Source organism: Novosphingobium aeonii, from assembly GCF_052279045.1.
Lineage (GTDB): Bacteria > Pseudomonadota > Alphaproteobacteria > Sphingomonadales > Sphingomonadaceae > Novosphingobium.
Map to the genome: position 1 here is coordinate 454,779 of NZ_CP176833.1, position 17,341 is coordinate 472,119.

At 60.9% G+C, this 17,341-nt stretch carries 18 protein-coding genes; 5 read left to right on the plus strand and 13 right to left on the minus strand.

Annotated elements, in window-relative coordinates; all coding sequences use genetic code 11:
- The first annotated feature begins 80 nt into the window (after window positions 1-80).
- The 3 genes from ACLIMP_RS17695 to ACLIMP_RS17705 all read left to right on the plus strand — a co-directional run bounded on the left by ACLIMP_RS17695 (window position 81) and on the right by ACLIMP_RS17705 (window position 3,279).
- The gene (locus ACLIMP_RS17695) at window positions 81-815 is read left to right on the plus strand and encodes a GntR family transcriptional regulator (RefSeq protein WP_443478688.1); all 735 of its coding nucleotides are present in this window, start codon (window positions 81-83) and stop codon (window positions 813-815) included.
- A 22-nt stretch (window positions 816-837) separates the two neighbouring features.
- Window positions 838-2,001, plus strand: coding sequence for an acyl-CoA dehydrogenase family protein (locus tag ACLIMP_RS17700; RefSeq protein WP_133085102.1), 1,164 nt, complete (start codon window positions 838-840; stop codon window positions 1,999-2,001).
- 66 nt (window positions 2,002-2,067) lie between these two features.
- Window positions 2,068-3,279, plus strand: a complete 1,212-nt coding sequence (locus tag ACLIMP_RS17705) for a cytochrome P450 (RefSeq protein WP_133085020.1) — start codon at window positions 2,068-2,070, stop codon at window positions 3,277-3,279.
- A 73-nt stretch (window positions 3,280-3,352) separates the two neighbouring features.
- Here ACLIMP_RS17705 and ACLIMP_RS17710 read toward each other — a convergent pair whose 3' ends face one another.
- From ACLIMP_RS17710 to ACLIMP_RS17745, 8 genes are all read right to left on the minus strand, one after another.
- On the minus strand, window positions 3,353-3,952 hold the full coding sequence (locus ACLIMP_RS17710) for a malonic semialdehyde reductase (protein ID WP_443478689.1): 600 nt from the start codon (window positions 3,950-3,952) through the stop codon (window positions 3,353-3,355).
- A 2-nt stretch (window positions 3,953-3,954) separates the two neighbouring features.
- Window positions 3,955-4,566, minus strand: coding sequence for a gamma carbonic anhydrase family protein (locus tag ACLIMP_RS17715; protein WP_443478690.1), 612 nt, complete (start codon window positions 4,564-4,566; stop codon window positions 3,955-3,957).
- Between the two features lie 130 nt (window positions 4,567-4,696).
- Window positions 4,697-5,923 carry an acyl-CoA dehydrogenase family protein gene (locus tag ACLIMP_RS17720; RefSeq protein WP_236549404.1) on the minus strand — a complete coding sequence of 409 codons (1,227 nt, stop codon included), beginning with the start codon at window positions 5,921-5,923 and terminating at the stop codon, window positions 4,697-4,699.
- A gap of 4 nt (window positions 5,924-5,927) precedes the next feature.
- Complete coding sequence (locus ACLIMP_RS17725; protein WP_133085022.1) at window positions 5,928-6,560, minus strand: TetR/AcrR family transcriptional regulator; 633 nt, start codon at window positions 6,558-6,560, stop codon at window positions 5,928-5,930.
- Complete coding sequence (locus tag ACLIMP_RS17730; RefSeq protein WP_133085023.1) at window positions 6,557-7,369, minus strand: SDR family NAD(P)-dependent oxidoreductase; 813 nt, start codon at window positions 7,367-7,369, stop codon at window positions 6,557-6,559. The genes ACLIMP_RS17725 and ACLIMP_RS17730 overlap by 4 nt, the downstream gene beginning before the upstream one ends.
- Window positions 7,366-8,535, minus strand: coding sequence for an NAD(P)/FAD-dependent oxidoreductase (locus tag ACLIMP_RS17735; RefSeq protein ID WP_443478691.1), 1,170 nt, complete (start codon window positions 8,533-8,535; stop codon window positions 7,366-7,368). The genes ACLIMP_RS17730 and ACLIMP_RS17735 overlap by 4 nt, the downstream gene beginning before the upstream one ends.
- A 13-nt stretch (window positions 8,536-8,548) precedes the next feature.
- On the minus strand, window positions 8,549-9,124 hold the full coding sequence (locus ACLIMP_RS17740) for an aromatic-ring-hydroxylating dioxygenase subunit beta (protein ID WP_443478692.1): 576 nt from the start codon (window positions 9,122-9,124) through the stop codon (window positions 8,549-8,551).
- Window positions 9,125-9,142: 18 nt separating this feature from the next.
- Window positions 9,143-10,528, minus strand: a complete 1,386-nt coding sequence (locus ACLIMP_RS17745; RefSeq protein WP_133085026.1) for an aromatic ring-hydroxylating dioxygenase subunit alpha — start codon at window positions 10,526-10,528, stop codon at window positions 9,143-9,145.
- Between the two features lie 92 nt (window positions 10,529-10,620).
- On the opposite strand from ACLIMP_RS17745, the gene ACLIMP_RS17750 reads away from it, so the two are divergent.
- Window positions 10,621-10,827 carry a ferredoxin gene (locus tag ACLIMP_RS17750; RefSeq protein WP_133085027.1) on the plus strand — a complete coding sequence of 69 codons (207 nt, stop codon included), beginning with the start codon at window positions 10,621-10,623 and terminating at the stop codon, window positions 10,825-10,827.
- A gap of 130 nt (window positions 10,828-10,957) precedes the next feature.
- Window positions 10,958-12,109 (plus strand): NADH:flavin oxidoreductase, encoded by a 1,152-nt coding sequence (locus ACLIMP_RS17755; RefSeq protein ID WP_443478693.1) that lies wholly within the window; start codon window positions 10,958-10,960, stop codon window positions 12,107-12,109.
- Window positions 12,110-12,112: 3 nt separating this feature from the next.
- Here the strand turns inward: ACLIMP_RS17755 and ACLIMP_RS17760 are convergent, their stop codons facing one another.
- The 5 genes from ACLIMP_RS17760 to ACLIMP_RS17780 all read right to left on the minus strand — a co-directional run bounded on the left by ACLIMP_RS17760 (window position 12,113) and on the right by ACLIMP_RS17780 (window position 17,245).
- The gene (locus ACLIMP_RS17760; RefSeq protein ID WP_443478694.1) at window positions 12,113-12,838 is read right to left on the minus strand and encodes an SDR family oxidoreductase; all 726 of its coding nucleotides are present in this window, start codon (window positions 12,836-12,838) and stop codon (window positions 12,113-12,115) included.
- 5 nt (window positions 12,839-12,843) lie between these two features.
- Window positions 12,844-13,860, minus strand: a complete 1,017-nt coding sequence (locus ACLIMP_RS17765; RefSeq protein ID WP_236549403.1) for an NADP-dependent oxidoreductase — start codon at window positions 13,858-13,860, stop codon at window positions 12,844-12,846.
- Entirely contained in the window at window positions 13,860-14,297 is a 438-nt protein-coding gene (locus ACLIMP_RS17770; protein WP_133085031.1) for a nuclear transport factor 2 family protein, read from the minus strand. The genes ACLIMP_RS17765 and ACLIMP_RS17770 overlap by 1 nt, the downstream gene beginning before the upstream one ends.
- 115 nt (window positions 14,298-14,412) lie before the next feature.
- On the minus strand, window positions 14,413-16,827 hold the full coding sequence (locus ACLIMP_RS17775; RefSeq protein WP_443478695.1) for a membrane-bound PQQ-dependent dehydrogenase, glucose/quinate/shikimate family: 2,415 nt from the start codon (window positions 16,825-16,827) through the stop codon (window positions 14,413-14,415).
- The gene (locus ACLIMP_RS17780) at window positions 16,790-17,245 is read right to left on the minus strand and encodes a nuclear transport factor 2 family protein (protein ID WP_443478696.1); all 456 of its coding nucleotides are present in this window, start codon (window positions 17,243-17,245) and stop codon (window positions 16,790-16,792) included. The genes ACLIMP_RS17775 and ACLIMP_RS17780 overlap by 38 nt, the downstream gene beginning before the upstream one ends.
- Window positions 17,246-17,341: the final 96 nt, after the last annotated feature.

Genomic DNA, 17,341 nt, shown 5'->3' on the forward strand with positions numbered 1-17,341 from the left:
TGACACTAATCCATGAGAAGCACCCTATCCTTGGAAAGGCGCGAAGATGCAGGGGCTCCGCAATTCTATAGAATATGGAATTGCATCGCCGCCTCCCTTCGCCAGACGTGCCTTCCGGCCCGAGCCTGTACGGCACGGAGCCGGTCAGTACGCCGCCGACCCGCCGCCAGGCCGTTCTTGAGCGCCTTCGCAGCAACATCGTGTCAGGAGCCTTGCCCCCCGGTACGCTGCTGCGCGAAACGAGTTTGGCGGCGCATCTGGACGTCAGCGCGACGCCGGTTCGCGAGGCACTTGGCACGCTAGAGGCCGAAGGGCTGGTCGAGATTGAAGTGCACCGCCTGAAACGGGTTGCGCGCATTGACTTTCGCGGCATGCGGGACCTGCTTCGCGTTCAGTCCGAGCTGTGGCGGCTTGGATACATATGGGGCATGCCACATGTTGGGGCAGGGCAGGTAGCTCAACTCGAACACGCGCTTGCACGCTACCGAGCGTGTTTGGCGAGCGATGATTCCGCAGGCGCCCTCACTGCTGGGCTGGATTTCCATACGATCTTCATCGCGGCGTCAAGCAACCGGGAGCTGCTGCGCTCAACGCTCGACCGCAGAGCCCTGATTGCAAGGTTTGTCCTGCTGCACGGTCTTCAAACGATTTGCCCGCTCGGGCTTTCCCAGCATGAAGCGATCCTTGCCGCCTTCCTGGCGAACGACCGCTCCGCAGTGCTCGCTGGTGTCGACCGCATCGCCACTCGCCTGATCGGGCTGGCCGAACAGGGGTGCGAGCCGTCAGACGATGTTGCTGAAAATCAGAAAATATAACTATTCGAAAGAGATACCTGAGATGGATTTCGAACTCGAGGACGAATACCGTTCCTTTCGCGACACCGTGCATCGCTGGGTCGAAAACGAGGTGCCCAAGGAGTGGGCGCGAGCGCTCGAGAAGGACGAGCATGCCTACCCCTATGCCCTTTGGGACAAGCTGACTGAGGCGGGCTTTCACGGCGTCGGCATTCCCGAGGAATACGGCGGGCAGGGCGGCGACGTGGTGATGCAGATGCTGCTGGCCCGCGAACTGGCGCGTTCCCTGGGTGGACTGGCATGGATCTGGGGGATCACCAGTTTTGCTGGGGGGAAGTCGATCGGTCTCTATGGATCTGCCGAGCAGAAGGAGAAGTATCTGCCGTTGATCGCTTCCGGTCAGCTCAAGGCCGCCATCGCATTCACGGAACCGGGGGGCGGTACCGACCTGCTTGGCGCGATGACGACAACGGCGGAACGCGTCGATGGCGGCTGGAAGCTCAACGGCGAGAAAACCTGGTCCTCATCTGCGCATGTTGCCGACTATCTTCTGGTGATTGCCCGAAGTGACAGGAATCCGGAGAAAAAGCATCAGGGACTGACTCTTTTCTGGGTTCCCGCCAAGACTGCTGGCGTTACGATAACCCCGCTCGCCAAGCTCGGCATGCGATCGATGGGGAGCTGCTCGATCCATTTCGAGGATGCTTTCGTCGCAGACGAACAAGTTCTCGGCGAGCCGGACAAGGCCTGGTACATGTTGCTGCCCACGCTCAACAACGAGCGGATCATGGTCGGCGCGTTCTGCCTGGGCGTCATCGACGGCGTACTGGAAGACGCTGTCGCCTACATGCAGCAGCGCAAGGCATTCGGCGGGATCATCGGCCGTTTCCAGAGCCTGCAGCACTATGTGGCGGATATCGCCACGATGCAGAAGACCACCGAACTCATGCTGCATTTCTGCGCCGACAAGCAGAGCCGAGGCGAAGACGTTGGCGTTGAGGCGAACATGCTGAAACTCATCGCGTCAGAGAATGCCAACGCGGCCGCAGATCTCGGCATCCAGATCCTGGGCGGCATGGGCTACTCCGCAGAGACCGACATGCAGCGATACTGGCGGGACAGCCGGCTCTGGCGGATCGGCCCGATCACCAACGAGATGGTGCGAAACGGTATCGCCGAGAGCCTCGGGTTGCCCCGATCCTTCTAAGCGACAGGTGCAGGAATGACCGGCCCCGGAAATGGGGCGGGACAAACGACAGGGAGTGTGGGAGTGATGATGTTTCCGGAGCAGGCGATCCCCGATCACGTGCCGCCAGCCTTGGTGAGCCGGGACTTTCCATTCATTTTCGGAACGACGACGGACAAAGATCCGTTCGACGATCTGGCCATGCGGATCCATGACGGCCCCGATATCATTTACGCGGCCCATGCCTATCCCGGAGGAACGGGAGCATGGGTGCCACGCCGCATGGCGCATCTTCGCGAAATCTATCTCGATACAGAGCACTTTTCTTCCACCGACTTTTCGCCTTTCTCGAAGCTGGTCGGTGGAGCGTGGATCAATTCGCCGGCGGAACTCGACCCTCCGGCGCATGGGCCATTCCGTCAGATGGTGAACCCGGCCTTCACGCCCAAGGCCATGGCGGCGCTGGAAGACAGGATTCGGCACTATGCGGTGGAGTACATCGAGACCTTCGCCAAGCGCGGGCAGTGTGAATTCATGGGCGAGTTCGCATTCGAATTCCCGATCAAGGTCTTCATGGAACTGATGGGTTTGCCGCTCGACCGGGTCAGCGAATTCATGGAATGGGAAATGAACCTCTTGCATAACCACGATTTGTCCAAGATCGCGGATGCCACGCGCAGTGTGCTTGACTATCTGGCCGGCGAGATTGCCGACAGGCGCGCAAATCCGCGCGACGATCTCATTTCATTCGGCGTGCGGGGCGAGATAGAGGGACGTCCTCTGACGCAGGACGAACTGCTCGGCTTCATGTTCAACCTCTTTATCGGCGGGCTCGACACCGTCTCCACGAACATGGGCCTACAATTTCGCCACCTCGGCACACACGTTGAAGACCAGGCATTTTTGAGAGCCGACCCTTCACAGATCCCGCATGCCATCGACGAATTGATGCGGGCATACGGGGCGGTCACCACGTTTCGCACCTGCAAGAAGGAAGCGGTGATAGGCGGTGTGCAGTTCAGGCCGGGAGATAAGGTCGCCATGTCGACAACGCTCGCCGGGCGGGACCCCGACGAGTTCGAAAATCCCTGCGAGGTAAAGCTGGACCGGCGGCCGAGGCACGTCGGCTTCGGCTTCGGCATACATACCTGCGTCGGCATGCACCTGGCTCGCCGCGAATTGCGGATCGCGATGGAAGAGTTCCTGGCGCGGATTCCGGAATTCCGCCTTGCGCCCGGTCATCGGGTGCGTTGTCATCTGGGCATGATCCAGCCAGTGGAATTGCCGCTGGTCTGGTGAGGTTGCGACGGAGCCGTTTCCAGGACAGTCGCTGCTTCCTGACAGGAGAGCGCCTTGGAAACGGCTTTCGAGCCTAAAGGTCGACGCAGGCTTCGTCGAAGTCCAGCCGGGGATTGCGGGGATGGAGTCCTGCCGGATCGCCGTGACCGATGTTGCACAGAAAATTGCTTTTCCAGCGGCCATCGGGGAAGAATTCGGAATCGAGGCTGGCCGCATCGAAGCCCGACATAGGACCGCAGTCGAGACCCAGGGCGCGGGCGGCCATGATGAGATAGGCGCCTTGCAATGTCGAGGAACGGGCGACAGTCTGCGTGACGAGTGCGTCATTGCCTTCAAACGTCGCCCGCATGTCCCTTGCGGGAAACAGCTTGCCGTAGAATTCATAAAACCGTGTGTCACCCGCTACGATCACAGTGCAGGGAGCCTGCATGACCTTGTCTCGGTTGCCGGTGTTGACGTGAGGCAAGAGCCGGACCTTGGCATCGGCCGAGCGGATGAAGACAAATCGGGCCGGATTGCTGTTCGCGGTCGTCGGGCCCCACTTCGCGAGTTCGTAGAGGTTCCGAATGGTCTCCGTGCTGAGCTGACGATCTTGCCACGTGTTATGCGTGCGGGCTTCCCGAAACAGGAGGTTCAGCATCGTGTCGTGTTCGAGCGTGGTTGCGCCAGTCATCCTCATTCCTCGTCAGTGGAGTAGGAACCGGGAATTCCACGCTCGATCCATTGGTGATGTTCGCGTTCGAGGATAGCTTCGGCCTCTTCGGCCAGAAGCGCCATCTCCGCGATCTCCCAGACGCGATGGTTTCCGGTCGCATAGGCGTGGGCGTTCTCGCGATAGAGGAGCGCATCGATGATGTTGCCGTGCAGCTTGTCAAGAACGCGCGTCACTCGGCCGGGCGTGCCCATTACCAGGGAATTTGGCGGAATAATGGTGCCGGCGGGCAAGAAGCTGTGAGCAGCAACAATCGAGCCGTGGCCTATGACGCAGCGCTCCATGATCGTGGCACCGATGCCGATAAGGCAGCCGGGCTCCAACGTGCATCCGTGCAGGACTGCACGATGTCCAACTGTACAGTAGTCGCCGATGATGGTCGGGTCATTCCAGCCGATGTGGATCATGGCGTGATCTTGCACACTTGCGCATTTTCCGATGCGCACATGACCTCTCTCGCTCCGAACGACCGCGTAAGGCCACAGACTGCAATCCTGTTCCAGCATGACGTCGCCGAAGATCCGGGCTGTGGGATCGACGTAAGCTGGTAGAGAGCCGATGCTCGCCTCGGTCACGATATCGCCGTTCGTTGTCTCTGTTGCTACCCCTGCGCAGCATCCATGGGCCGTCCCTCTCTAAATGGGCCGTGGAAGCTGCCACTGGGGCGATCGCCTGCCTAACACGCGATCACCCCGGCATTTTGGATCAATAGGCACCCGGCGGAGAGATCGGATCGGCTCCGGCAAGGTTCCGGCCATAGATTTCGTAGCCGATGGTCGGGATATTCTGGATGTGGCGGAGAGCCATCGAAATATCGCGCCAGTAGCGGTTGATCGGCTTGTCCAGCGCAAAACCGGAAGAACCCGCCTGGAACATCAGCGATTCACTTGCACTGTGAACGAGTTCGACCATCTGGGCACCGCCGGAGCGCTGCTTTGCCTTCTCGGCGAGGGTGAACTCCTCACCCTGCGCAACTCGGTCGAGCTTGGCTGTGAGGTTGAACAGGATCAACTTGGCCGTGTCGATCATGGCGGCCGCTTCACCAAGGTCGCGCATGTAGGCACCGGAATTGGTGCGCGGCGAAATCGTCGTCGTCAGTACGGGCTTCTTCGGCGATTCCGCCGTAACGATCTCCAGCATGCCCTCGACTGCGCCAATGAGCTGGGCAATGCCGGTCGTGCGAACCACCGGAACGGCAGGAAGGAGGTCTGAAGGCGCGCCGAAATGACGCTTGGTCCGATCGATCTGGCCCGCGCGTTCGTCCATCAATACCATCTGGTCATCGGGAATGAACACGTCCTTTGCTATCGCCGTGTCCGACCCGGTTCCCTGCATGCCCGAAACGAACCAGGTGTCCTCAATAGTCATGCTGTCCATCGGCAGATAACACATGCTGATGCCCGGAACGACCGGCCCGTCGTAGCCTTCAAGCACCACGCCCTGTTGCGCCCACTTCGACTGGCGGGAGCCGGACATGTAGGGCCATTTACCGTTGATGATCCAGCCGCCGTCCACCTTGCGCGCCTTGCCCGGCGGGTTGTAGGCGCCGCACACGGTCTGCGGGCCCTCGCCAAAAATCGTGTCCTGGACACCGTCGGGCGCGAGACTGGTGATCCAGCTGGTGCCGTTGATGATCTGCATCACCCAGCTGACCGCGGGGTCGCCCTTGGCGATTTCCATCTGGACGCGGCAAAAGTCGGTGGTCGAGAGTCCGAAGCCGCCGAGGCGTTGAGGCAGCAGAAGCCGCAGGAAACCTTCCGTCTTGAGCATTTGATCGACGGCCGGGGTTGGGCTGCGCCGCTTTTCCCCTTCAGGCGCTTCCTTTTGCAGGAATTCGCGCAGGCTGCGCGCCTTTTCCACCAGGCCGTCGGCCACCGCCTTGTCGGCGAAGCCGGATTGCGTGTCTGATTCGAGCTTTGCTACTGTTGCCATGAAATCATCCTCTCGTATTTTCGGCTTGGTGGCCGGCGATTTGCATTGCGATTTCGTGCAGCCGATCGGGAGAACCGTTCCAGAGTTCCAGCCATTCACCAGTGGCCGGAATGATCAGCGTGCTAAGCTGCAGGCGAACGAGCGTGTCGCAGAATGTGTCCCGGTCTATGGTATTTCCGGTCAGTCCTTCGAAATAGTCGAGCACGGGTTCGAGAGCGCGTTGCACGGCGGCCTTGTGACGGCCGAAATGGCTGCGCAGGAAACTCAGGTGAAAGGCAGGTTCAACTTCGAAGATCCGTTCCGGCGACCGCTCGATCGTAAAACGGCCGAAGAATTTCATGACGGCACGGAACCGCTCGATCGGATCGGGAATGCCTTCGCCAGCCTCGACAATGCCCTTTTCGAAACTGCTGCAGATGTATTCGCTGACTGCCGCGAGCACTTCTTCCTTGGACGCGAAATGACGATAGAGGGTCCCGCGCGACACCCCGCTGCTTTCGCTGATGTCACTCATCGACAGTCGCCGCGTGCCGATTGTTGCGATCGCGCGCAGTGTACCGTCCATGATCTTCTGGACGCTGCCCGTGCTGTCGGTGGCGACGACTTCGCTCCAGTCGGTGTGCGGCGTCAGTTTCATGTTTGGGCTTCCATTTCGGCAAGGTTGTGCGGAACGCTTACATAGCCGGGCAGATGCTGACCGCCATCGACATTGATCAGCTCGCCATTGACGAAACGCGACATTTCCGAAGCGAGGAAGAGCACGACCGGTCCGATGTCCTTCTCGGGATCGCCCGCGCGCTTGAGCGGATTACTTGCTGTTGCCATTTCAAGGAAGCCGGGCACGTCCTCTGCCAGCTGCGCGAACACCTGGCCCATCCCTGTCGGTGCGATCGCATTGGTCCTGATGTTGAACCGGCCCCATTCAACCGCAGCGGTGCGGGTCAGGCCCAGGATCGCCCCCTTGTTCATGTTGTAGTCGGCATGAAGCCATGCACCCGTCTGGGCGTCGATCGAGTAGAAATTGACGATCGAGCCGCCGCCGCGTGCCTTCATGTGCGGGAAGGCGGCACGCATGGCCCACCAGGTTCCCCAGGTACCTATCTCGAGAGTGCGCTGGAGCATCTCATCGGTCTTCTGTTCCAGCAACACGTTGGCAGACAGCTGCGAGGCATTGTTGATCAGGATGTCGAGGCCTCCGAACTCGGAGACGACCCGCTCGATCATGCCTTCGACGTCGTCCTTGATTCCCATGTCCGCCGAAAGGCCCATGGCGCGGGTTCCGAACTCCTGGCTTATCTCGGCCGCAACCGCTTCCGCCGCCGCGCCGTCGCGCCCGGTAATGAGGATATCGGCGCCCTCACGCGCCAGACAGCGGCTGATGCCGTAGCCCAGCCCTTTTGCCCCGCCCGTGACGATCGCGATCTTGCCCTGAACCAACCCAGTCAAGCAGCTTCTCCTGCAAATTGTTCGCCCAGCGCGCGGTCCATTTCCATGCGTTCCTGGCAATAGTCCTGCGTAAAAACGTAGCCCCGCACGTTCTTGTCGTTGTCGCGGAACAGATACTTGAGCCCCCGGTCGTCGTTGGCCGCTTCCTCCCACCGCCCGGCAACGCCGATCGGAGCCGGAAGCAGCACCACCGGGTAGGCTGTGGTCTTGACCTGCACCGAGAGCGGCGGAAAGTGGATATTGGTAGGTGTTCCGAGCGCACTGGGAGCGATGGCGCGCGCTGCCGACATGATCGGTGTTACATAGGCTGCGAGGCCTTGCGGATATTCCGCGCAGTCGCCGATAGCGTAGATGTCGGGATCGGAGGTCCGCCCGGTCTGGTCGACAGTAATGCCCCGGCCGGTCTCCAGCCCCGCCTCACATGCCAGCGCGACATGAGGGCGAAGACCCACCGCTGAAAGCACCGCAACGGCTTCAATGACCATGCCGCTGTCGAGCTGCGCGCGAACCCCGCTTGGAGACTTGTGGATGGCCGTGATCTTGCTGCCTAGGTGCCATTCGACGCCCTTGGTAGCCAGCGCATCACGGATTCGATCACCGACCCCGCTGGGTACCAGCTGAGCCAAAGGATGGAGCAGCATGTCCACGACTACCGGAAAATAGCCTGCGGCAGAAAGATCGTTCGCAAACTCAGTTCCGACAAGTCCGCCGCCCATGACCAGCACTCGCCCGCCAGCGGGCAGCCGCTCGCGAAACTCGCGGTAATTGTCGAGATTGTTGACCGCAAGAGCCCGGTGGGCCGCGTCGCCATCGATCGGCGGCCGCACAGGATCTGCTCCAAGCGCGAGGATCAGTTTGTCGTAGAAGATCGGCCCGCCAGTTGTCAGCACAGCCTTGTCCTGCCGATCTATGGCCTCGACGAGGCGTCCTGCGCGCAGATCAATTCGGAGCTGAGCCGCCATTTTCTCACCCGGCGTGGTAATCAGGGCGTCGGGCATTTTGCCCTTGGCCAGTGCGGTGGACAGCGCCGGCTTGGAATAGAAGTGGCCATCGTCCTGCGTCACCAGGGTCAACCGGGCGTCCGGCGCGAGCTTGCGTAGCTCCCGCAGGACGCCGTAGCCGGCGAGGCCGCTCCCGATGACGACGATGTGCGGGGATGACGTCACCGTGCCCGTCCGATCAGAGGAAGATCGCAAGATTGGACATTCCCAGCGTGGACTGGTCGACAATGATCTCCCTTACGGACAGCTTGTAGTTGCCATCCACAAGACGCCAGACGTCCCGGCGCTCGGCGGTAAGCGTCTCGTTCTCCGGATTGTCGAAGCGGCTGCGCTCGACGAAGAGGTAGCTGACCACTTCATATTCGCCGCTCTTCTCGCTCTCGGCGATCCGCACATTAGTGACGAACCGCCGCGTGCGCGAGGGCGGGTCTTCTGCCCAGGCGCTCTTCGAGAGGCGACCGGTGCGCATGAGGATCGACCCGTAATTCTCGTCGAAATGCTTCATCGTCCGTACGACGTCACGGTCCTTGTTGGGGCCATTTCGCGTGAGACGCAGCGGTGCCGTATAGATCAAATCCTCCGCAAGGAAGGCGACCCAGTCGTCGAAGCGCCGCTCGTCGAGCGCAGCCGCCTCGTCATAAAGCGTTTCCAGAATGCGGTTGTAGACCTCCGAACCGAGCGGTACCCGCTTGGTGGAAACAAGACCGCGCATCACTCCAGTCTTGTCGATTGCGGCCGTGGCGTAGTTCACCATGTCGTGATCCTCCCAGTCTCAGGCTTCGGCCATCAGATTGTAGTAAGCCATCCACCAGGCCCACTGCGTGTCGTCCTTGGTGAAGCCGGGATAGAGATCGCCGCCTCCCACCCAGCCTTCCGGCCGCTCGTGGCCGTGAAGCGCCTGGTACTTGAGCGTGATGGTCTTGCTCATGTGGCCGCGTGCATTGCGCATGATCTGCGGCCAGGTATCGGCGTCGTCCTGCTCGATCGTTCCGGAGGTGCCGGTCGACCAGATGGCGTTCTGCAACATATCGCGCTTCACGTCCTCAGGTGCGTCCTTCTCCGCGAAAATGAAGTTCACGAATTCGACCCTGTCCGGCCCCTTGGGAACATAGGTGTGCAGCGACAGCGCGCCTGACGCGCCGCCATCGGTGCGAGGCGCAAAGATGAATGCGATCAGCACGTTGGGGAACATGCCGCCGACTTGCGGGGGGATCGTCGCTAACTGGTTGACCTGATCTTCCGTCAGATTCTTGAAGAGCTGAGGGATCAGGTCCTTGGTGATGCCGGGCGGCGAAAGTAGATGAAGGCGCTCTTCGGTCGACTTCCCTTCAAAACTGACATCCGCAAACATCTTGAAGGTTTGGGCCGCTTCCAGACAGCGCAGGGTATGGCCTTGCGGAACCGAGATATCGACACCGTACATGCCGGGCGCCGTATCGTAGATCGATTCGGCAGTACCGCCCATGATCCCGCCTTCCATAAGCGAGCGGTGCAGCGTCAGAGTATGGAAGCCGTCGGATCCCGACTGTTCGCCAGGGATCTTCCAATTGCAGGGCAGCACGAAGCGCTGCGGCGGGCCGAGCATTTCAAGGCCGTTATCGGTACGGCAGAACAGCTGATCGAGATAGAACTTCGCGTCGCCGAGGTAATCGTCGAACGAAAGATCCTCGTTCCACGTTGCGAAGATGAGGCCGCCGTACAGATGGACGCGGGCCTTCTTGAGCCCGAGTTCTTCCTTCTGGCGCTTGTTGCCGTGCATCTGTTCCTTTTCGATCGGGGCGCCGATAAAGCTGCCATCGGGTCGGAAGGCCCAGCCATGGTAGATGCAGCGGTGGGCATGGGCATTGCCCGCCTCGGCTGTGCAGACCTTCATGCCGCGATGCGGACACACGTTGAGCATGACGTGAATTTCGCCGCTACGGTCGCGCGAGACGATGACATTGTCCTCGGCCATATCGCGCATGACGTAATCGCCGGCCTTGGGAATCTCGGACTCATGGCCCAGCAGGAGCCAGGTTCGCGCGAAGATGCGCTCCATTTCCAGCTCGTACAATTCCTTGTCGTTCATCACACGCAGCGACACTTCGTTCATCTCGCGGTCGATGAGATTGTCGAGCGTCGTCCCGTCGCTGAGTGTCAACCCAGGGTGGTGCAGCATCTTCCTCTCCTTGGAAAATCCGTGTTTGATCGCGTTATACATATTGAACGAAATCTGTTCAAGCTGTAATAATCCGAAAAAAGGAGAGGACTATGAGTCAGAAGCTGAAAGTGGTGATCGATAAGGCCGCATGCTGCGGATACGGCGTCTGCGCCGAAATCTGCCCCGCGGTGTACAAACTCGACGCCAACGGCATCGTATACGTGGACGACGAAATCGTGCCGGACGGCCTGGAAGAGCTGGCACGCGAAGGCGCCGAAGCATGTCCGCAGGCCGCGCTCGCAGTGGTCGACGCCTGATAAGGGCTCGGTCGGTGGTACAAGAATCCTGATTCGCCCTCGGAGCGAACCTGTCGCCGGGAAGGTCTCAGGACGGACCGACTTGAGGCAGCAGTGTTTGAAATCAGGCAGGGCGGGAATCCACGGCACTATGGCAAGCGGCACCGAAATTCTTTTCAGGCCATGTGAAGTCGGGGCGCTAGCGCTGCCCAACCGCTTCGTAATGGCGCCGATGACGCGAAATTTCTCGCCTGATGGGATTCCGTCAGCGGGTGTGGCGGACTACTACCGCCGCCGTGCCGAAGCGGAAGTAGGTCTTATCGTCACGGAAGGCATCGGGGTGGATCATCCTGCTGCCGTCGGCAGGGAGACAATGGGGGGCGGAGCCTCGCCGGTCATGCACGGCGAGGCCGCGCTTGCGCGGTGGCGCGCGGTCGTGGACGGGGTCCATGAGGCCGGGGGAAAGATCATTCCCCAGCTATGGCACCAAGGCGTCATTCGAGTCCCGGGAACCGGATATCATCCCGACACGCCGTCTGCGCGCCCCTCAGGCATCTGGGGCCCCCTCGACAAGGCGATGGTACCGCCGGACTATCTCGAACAGGTTCGCGAGCCTACCGCGCCGCTGACAGAGAACGAAATCGCCGACATCATCGCCGGGTTCGCACGAAGCGCGGCAAATGCGAGAGCCGCAGGCTTCGATGGCATCGCCCTCCACGGTGCACATGGCTACCTGATCGACAGCTTTCTCTGGGGAGAGACAAACCTGCGAACGGACCGGTGGGGAGGCGCACTCCCAGACCGCGCCAGGCTTGCGGCAGAGTTGGTCCGGGCAGTGAGGGCCGCGACGGCGCCCGATTTTCCGATCATGTTCCGGTACTCGCAGTGGAAATTGCAGGATTACGATGCGCGAAATGCGCAAACCCCGGATGAGCTCGAATCCTTGCTGACACCGATTGTCGAGGCGGGCGTGGACCTATTTGACGTCAGCACCCGGGTGTTCTCGGCGCCCGCATTCGACGGCTCCGATCTCAGCTTGGCGGGATGGGTAAAACGGCTTACGGGCCGGCCAACGATAGCGGTGGGCGGCGTCGGCCTCTCGCGCGATTTGCAATCGTCGTTCGCCCAGCCGACCGTGATGACCAACAATCTTTCGCTTGTGGCGGAGCGCTTGGCGAAGGGTGAGTTTGATCTGGTGGGGGTGGGAAGGGCGCTACTGATGGACCCGCAGTGGGTTTGCAAGATGCGGAAGGGAGAGAGCGTCAATCCCTTCCGGCTGGAAGCTTACGGGTCGCTGGATTAACGCTTAATGCGTGTCACAGGCGGCAAACACTTGAATCCGGGCGAGGTTGGTGCGCTCGGGCTGAGCCGCCATGTACCGCACGGCATCCGCAACATCCTCAGGTTGCATCGGCGGTATGAAACTGTCCCAGGCTGGCTGTCCGCGTGACTTCATGTCCTCGAATATTTCCGTGCTGGTCGTGCCCGGCGAAACGATACCGACTTTCACTCCAGTGCCGGCCAATTCGACCCGCAAACAATCGGTGAACCCCTCCAGTGCTCGCTTCAGGCCGCCGTAGACACCGACACCAGGTGCAACGATGTTGGCGCCGATGCTCGAAATATTGATGATCTGGCCTCTGGCGGCCGATTTCATTGTCCGTGCAAACAGAGTACTGGTGCGAACGACCGCTTCGTAATTGAGCGCCATCATCGGTCGCAACTGGTCGAGATCGAAATCGTCGATCGGTGCCGCATGAAGAATGCCCGCATTATTGACCAGAATGTCGGCTCGCCCGAACTTAGCCAGAACGAAGGCGTGCAAAGCCCGAGCGGCGTCGGGATCCGCCATGTCGGCTGAATGGACACAGGCATGCTCGCCAAGTTCGCCCGCCAGTGAGGCAAGGCGTTCGGCGCGGCGGGCGACCAGCACTGTCCTCGCGCCCGCCTCTGCGAGCGCTCGCGCAGTGGCCGCGCCTATCCCCGACGATGCCCCGGTTATAATGGCGACCTTACCTTCAAGGGCGTTCATTACCGTCACTCGTGCGCTCCTGTCTCTTTCAGCCGGATCAACCGCTTGCCGTGGTTTTCCCCACGGTAAAGGCCCGCAAGGGCATCCGGACAGCTCTCAATCCCGTCGAGTATTTCCTCGCGCCACGTCAGGCGGCCCTGCTCGGTCCACTCGCGCAGCTGTGCAACTGCGGCGGCGTAACGGGCCATGTGATCGAAGACGACGAAGCCTTCCATTCGTGCCCGCTTGACCAGAAGGTGGCGTTCCACGCGCGGACCATCGGGCCAGGGAGCCCAGCGGTCCTGCGACGCTGTTCCGCAGACGATGACACGGCCGCCGAGCGCGAGGTGGGGCATTACCGCGTCGCTGATCGGGCCGGCGACGTTGTCGAAATAGACGTGGATCCCCTGGGGCGCGACGCGGCTCAAAGTGGCGGCCACGTCCTGGCCGCGGTAGTCGATCGCAGCCTCGAATCCAAACTCCTCGACACAGCGCCGCACTTTGTCTGCTCCCCCGGCAATACCCACCGTGCGGCATCCAAGGATATTGGCAATCTGGCCCGCGGCGGACCCAACCGCGCCTGCGGCCGTGGATACCAGCACGGTTTCACCGGCGCGCGGCTGCCCGACAAGCGTGAGGGCCAGATAGGCCGTGACGCCGTTTATTCCCAAAATGCCAAGCGATGCGCGAAGTTCTTTTTCGCTGGTCTTCTGAAGGATTTGATCGGCCGCTACGCAAGCGAAATCCTGCCACCCGAACCATCCTGCGACGTATTCGCCAACTTGGAAATGTTCGTGGTTCGATTCGATGATACGGCCTGAGGCGAGGCTGCGCATGACCGAGCCCAGGGCCACCTGGTCTCCGTAGTTACCGACGTCGGCGATCCAGCCGCGCATGGCGGGCTCGACCGAGAGATAGTGATTTTGTACAAGTATCTGGCCCGGACCGGGACGGTCCACCGGAGCGCTGCGGATTTCGAAATGCTCGGCCTGGGCAATGCCTGCCGGACGAGAGCGCAACCTGACCTGCCGGTTCGTCGCCATCAAAAACCCGCTCTGACCATCGTGAATTTCCGGCGGGATATCCGCCAGCCTTCTGCCGTGCGGATCAGGCAGTCGTCATAGAATCCGGCCGCTCTGGTCGCGCTGCCTCCCGGTGCCGGGTCGGTCAGCACAGCGTCCACATAACTGCGGGCCAGAATCTCGCTATTGCGGCTCTCGACCACGATATTGGTTATGCGGTGAAGCGTCGCGCCTAGATTGCGATGCGCGGATTCCATGTACTCGGTGATCTCGCGCGGTCCGCGCCATTGACCGAAGCTGCCGTAATCCACTTCGCAGTCATTCGCGAAGCAGGAGCGAAACAAGGGCCAGTCCCGGGTATCGATGCCGGTCGCGTAGCGCAGCAGCAGATTGCGTATTGCGCGCTCGTCATCGGCCGCGACAGGCGATGTTCTCGTCAGGCTGCCTGATGTCGGCATGCTCCATCCTCCCGTTTTGTTACTTGCGACGATAGTGCGTAATCGGGACGACTTGCCCGTCCAAGGATAGGAGCTTGCGGGGACACGCCCCTATTTTTCCGATTTTTCTGGCCCATCATTTCGTCGGCAGAGCATAAGCGATCAGTTCGTCACTCGTTCCAGACAGCATGGCTGCATGGCCGCCGGCCGCGATGACGACAAATTGGCGTCCGCTGGGCCGGGACCAATACGTGGTCGGCGATGCATTGCCGCCGGCTGGCAACCGTGCTTTCCACAACACCTGCCCACTTTCCGTCGCAAGGGCGCGAAATACGTGCTCCTGAGTTGCGCCGATGAAGGTGAGGCCGCTCGAAGTCGTTAGAGATCCGCCAATGTTCGGCACCCCCATAGGTATCGGTACGAGCGAAGGCAGAGCCAGCGGCCCGCTGTCGCGCGATGAGCCCAAGGTACGAGACCATACCAGCTTGCCGGTTCTGAGATCGACGGCGTTGATCCTGCCATAGGGCGGCTGCTGACACGGGATCGCGAGCGGCGAAAGAAAGGGTGCGATTTGCGCGGCGTAAGGCACGCCCTGTTGAGCCGCTGGACCTCCCACATTGCTCATGTGCGCTGCATTCATCGGCTTGATGCCGCGCCGATCCGCCTCCGCTCGGGAAATGAGGCGGTTGTAGTTGGCGACCTGGTTGTTGTTGACGATCATGAGGCCGCGTCTCACATCGACGGAGACACCGCCCCAGTCGATCCCCCCAAGGTAGCCAGGCCACGTAATCGTGAAGCGGTCTGTCGAGAGGGGGGTCATTTCGCCTTCGAAACGGGCTTGCCGAAAGCGGATGCGGCACAATGCCTGATCGATCGGCGTGAGCCCCCACATGCTCTTTTCCGTGGGAGCCGGGCCGCCGAAACTTGGCATCGCGGCGGAAAAGGGCTGGGTGGGAGATAGTCGCTCACCGGCGACCGCTCCGCGGGGAACAGCGCGTTCCATTACCGGCAGTAGGGGTTTACCCGTCATGCGGTCCAGGACGAAGATCTGCCCCCGCTTTGTGGGTTGTACAAGTCCATGGATGCCGCCGGGCAGGTCGAAGAGAGTAGGTTGCGCCGCAACATCGTAATCCCAAAGATCGTGATGTGTCGTCTGGAACGACCAGCGGACTGCTCCTGTCTGGGCGTCAAGTGCGACAACAGCGCTGGAGTAGCGATCGTCCAGCGCCGTGCGGTGGCCGCCGAAGTAGTCAGGCGTTGCGTTTCCGGTTGGCACATAGACGAGCCCCAGAGCTTCATCGGAACTCATCGGAGCCCAGCTATTCGGCGTGCCTCTTGTGAATGTCGCGCCTGGTTCCGGTGAACCGTGATCGTCCGGGCGGCCAATATCGAATGCCCACGAAAACTCGCCCGAAACAGCATCGAACGCGCGGATGACGCCCGAAGGCTCCTGCGTTCGCTGACCGTCGATGATCCAGCCGCCGACGACCAGCCGTCCGCGAACCAGCGCCGGGGGCGAAGTGACGAAGTAATAGCCCTTTTCGACGGACCCAAGGCCCTTGGTGAGATCCACCTGGCCGTTCTGTCCGAAGGCGCCGCAGGACTGTCCCGTGGCAGCATCGAGCGCCAAAAGCCGAGCATCCAGCGTAGCGGTATAGATACGTTCTGAGCAGGTGCCCGTCGCGCCGGGCACGCGGTAATATGTCACGCCGCGGCATACAAGGCCGTAAACGCCTTCGAGGTTTGTCCTTGGCGAGTGACGCCAGAGCTGGCGGCCGGTTTCAGGGTCGAGTGCGATTACATCATTGTTGCCCGCGCAAATGAACAAGCGATCGCCGATCTTGAGGGGATTGGTTTGAAAGGCCGTGCCCTGCTTGCCGCTTGTCAGTTTGCCCGTATGGTAACTCCAGACGGGTTTCAGATTGCCGACGTTTGCTGGTGTGATCTGACCAAGCGGTGAATAGCGCGAGCCTCCGCGGTCGTTGCCGTAGGCAATCCAGTCACCTTCTTCCGAAGCTGCTGGTGGCGGTCCCCAAGCTGTGCTTGTGGCAGCAGGTGTGCGGTCAGCCCAGAACGCCGCCCCGATCCCGGCTATCCCGATTACCGCGAGGCCAGGCCAAAGTAGGCCGCCGCCGGGCAGGGCTGCCTGCTGGCCTACATGCCGGCGGTACCAACCTGTCAGCATGTAGAGACCCATGACAGTCGGCATTGCGATCCGCGGCGCCAGTGCCCAGCCATCGAGGCCGCACTCCCACAGCGCCCAGCATAAGTTCACACCGAGAAATACCCAATAGAGCAGCGCAGACTTTGCGTCCCTCCGCCATCCCAGAACTGCGCAGACAAGCATGACAAGGCCGCTCAGCAGATACCAGGGCGATCCACCCAGCAAGGCGAGCTGGGCGCCAAGGACTGTCAGGGTACCGCCTGTTGCGCCCAGCAGCACCAGGAAAGCGTGATTGAATAGGCGTCGCATGTCACCGCCTTGGGTCTCAGGATGGAAAGTGAGCGCGAACTCAGGACGGAAGTTGTTCAGCCAGCCAGTCCGGGACATTGATCCGGTAGCATTTCTGTTCGTAAAGGCGGCTGATCTTCCAGCCCTGCTCGGCCCGGATAAAGTCGTGAATATACCAGAGGCCAAATACGAGCGTGTCGCTCGATTGCCCCTGCGAGACGGTCATCGGATTGTAGCATACCGTCTTGGTCTGGGCGGTATCGCCATCGATAGCGTATTTTGTGGTCGACACTGCGTGCTGGTAGGCGAGAATGGGAGATAGCCCCTCCACGAGGAATTGCTTGATCTCGGTCAGTCCGCCGCGCACGCCCACCATTTCTGAATAGTCTATCAGCGCGTCTTGCGTGAAGAACTCGTCAAGCGCGTCCCAATCGCGATTGTCCACGGCATAACAATATCCCACGATCAGGTCCTGCAGTTCAAACCTGTCGGACATTTCCTGCATGCTCAGGGTCATGGCCTCTCCTCCGTTCGATATGGTGCGATCGCACGGGCGTTCGTCTTGGCCGCCTTTCGTTGGGTAGGTGGCAGCAGGTGCGGGGATCGGGATGAC

Excerpts from the sequence above, each read along its gene's own strand:
- ACLIMP_RS17720 (WP_236549404.1), bottom strand. The coding sequence starts at position 5,923 with ATGGCAACAGTAGCAAAGCTCGAATCAGACACGCAATCCGGCTTCGCC.
- ACLIMP_RS17775 (WP_443478695.1), bottom strand. The coding sequence starts at position 16,827 with ATGTCCCGGACTGGCTGGCTGAACAACTTCCGTCCTGAGTTCGCGCTC.
- ACLIMP_RS17740 (WP_443478692.1), bottom strand. The coding sequence starts at position 9,124 with ATGGTGAACTACGCCACGGCCGCAATCGACAAGACTGGAGTGATGCGC.
- ACLIMP_RS17705 (WP_133085020.1), top strand. The coding sequence starts at position 2,068 with ATGATGTTTCCGGAGCAGGCGATCCCCGATCACGTGCCGCCAGCCTTG.
- ACLIMP_RS17725 (WP_133085022.1), bottom strand. The coding sequence starts at position 6,560 with ATGAAACTGACGCCGCACACCGACTGGAGCGAAGTCGTCGCCACCGAC.
- ACLIMP_RS17755 (WP_443478693.1), top strand. The coding sequence starts at position 10,958 with ATGGCAAGCGGCACCGAAATTCTTTTCAGGCCATGTGAAGTCGGGGCG.
- ACLIMP_RS17780 (WP_443478696.1), bottom strand. The coding sequence starts at position 17,245 with ATGACCCTGAGCATGCAGGAAATGTCCGACAGGTTTGAACTGCAGGAC.
- ACLIMP_RS17760 (WP_443478694.1), bottom strand. The coding sequence starts at position 12,838 with ATGAACGCCCTTGAAGGTAAGGTCGCCATTATAACCGGGGCATCGTCG.
- ACLIMP_RS17770 (WP_133085031.1), bottom strand. The coding sequence starts at position 14,297 with ATGCCGACATCAGGCAGCCTGACGAGAACATCGCCTGTCGCGGCCGAT.
- ACLIMP_RS17710 (WP_443478689.1), bottom strand. The coding sequence starts at position 3,952 with ATGACTGGCGCAACCACGCTCGAACACGACACGATGCTGAACCTCCTG.
- ACLIMP_RS17750 (WP_133085027.1), top strand. The coding sequence starts at position 10,621 with ATGAGTCAGAAGCTGAAAGTGGTGATCGATAAGGCCGCATGCTGCGGA.
- ACLIMP_RS17765 (WP_236549403.1), bottom strand. The coding sequence starts at position 13,860 with ATGGCGACGAACCGGCAGGTCAGGTTGCGCTCTCGTCCGGCAGGCATT.
- ACLIMP_RS17745 (WP_133085026.1), bottom strand. The coding sequence starts at position 10,528 with ATGCTGCACCACCCTGGGTTGACACTCAGCGACGGGACGACGCTCGAC.
- ACLIMP_RS17700 (WP_133085102.1), top strand. The coding sequence starts at position 838 with ATGGATTTCGAACTCGAGGACGAATACCGTTCCTTTCGCGACACCGTG.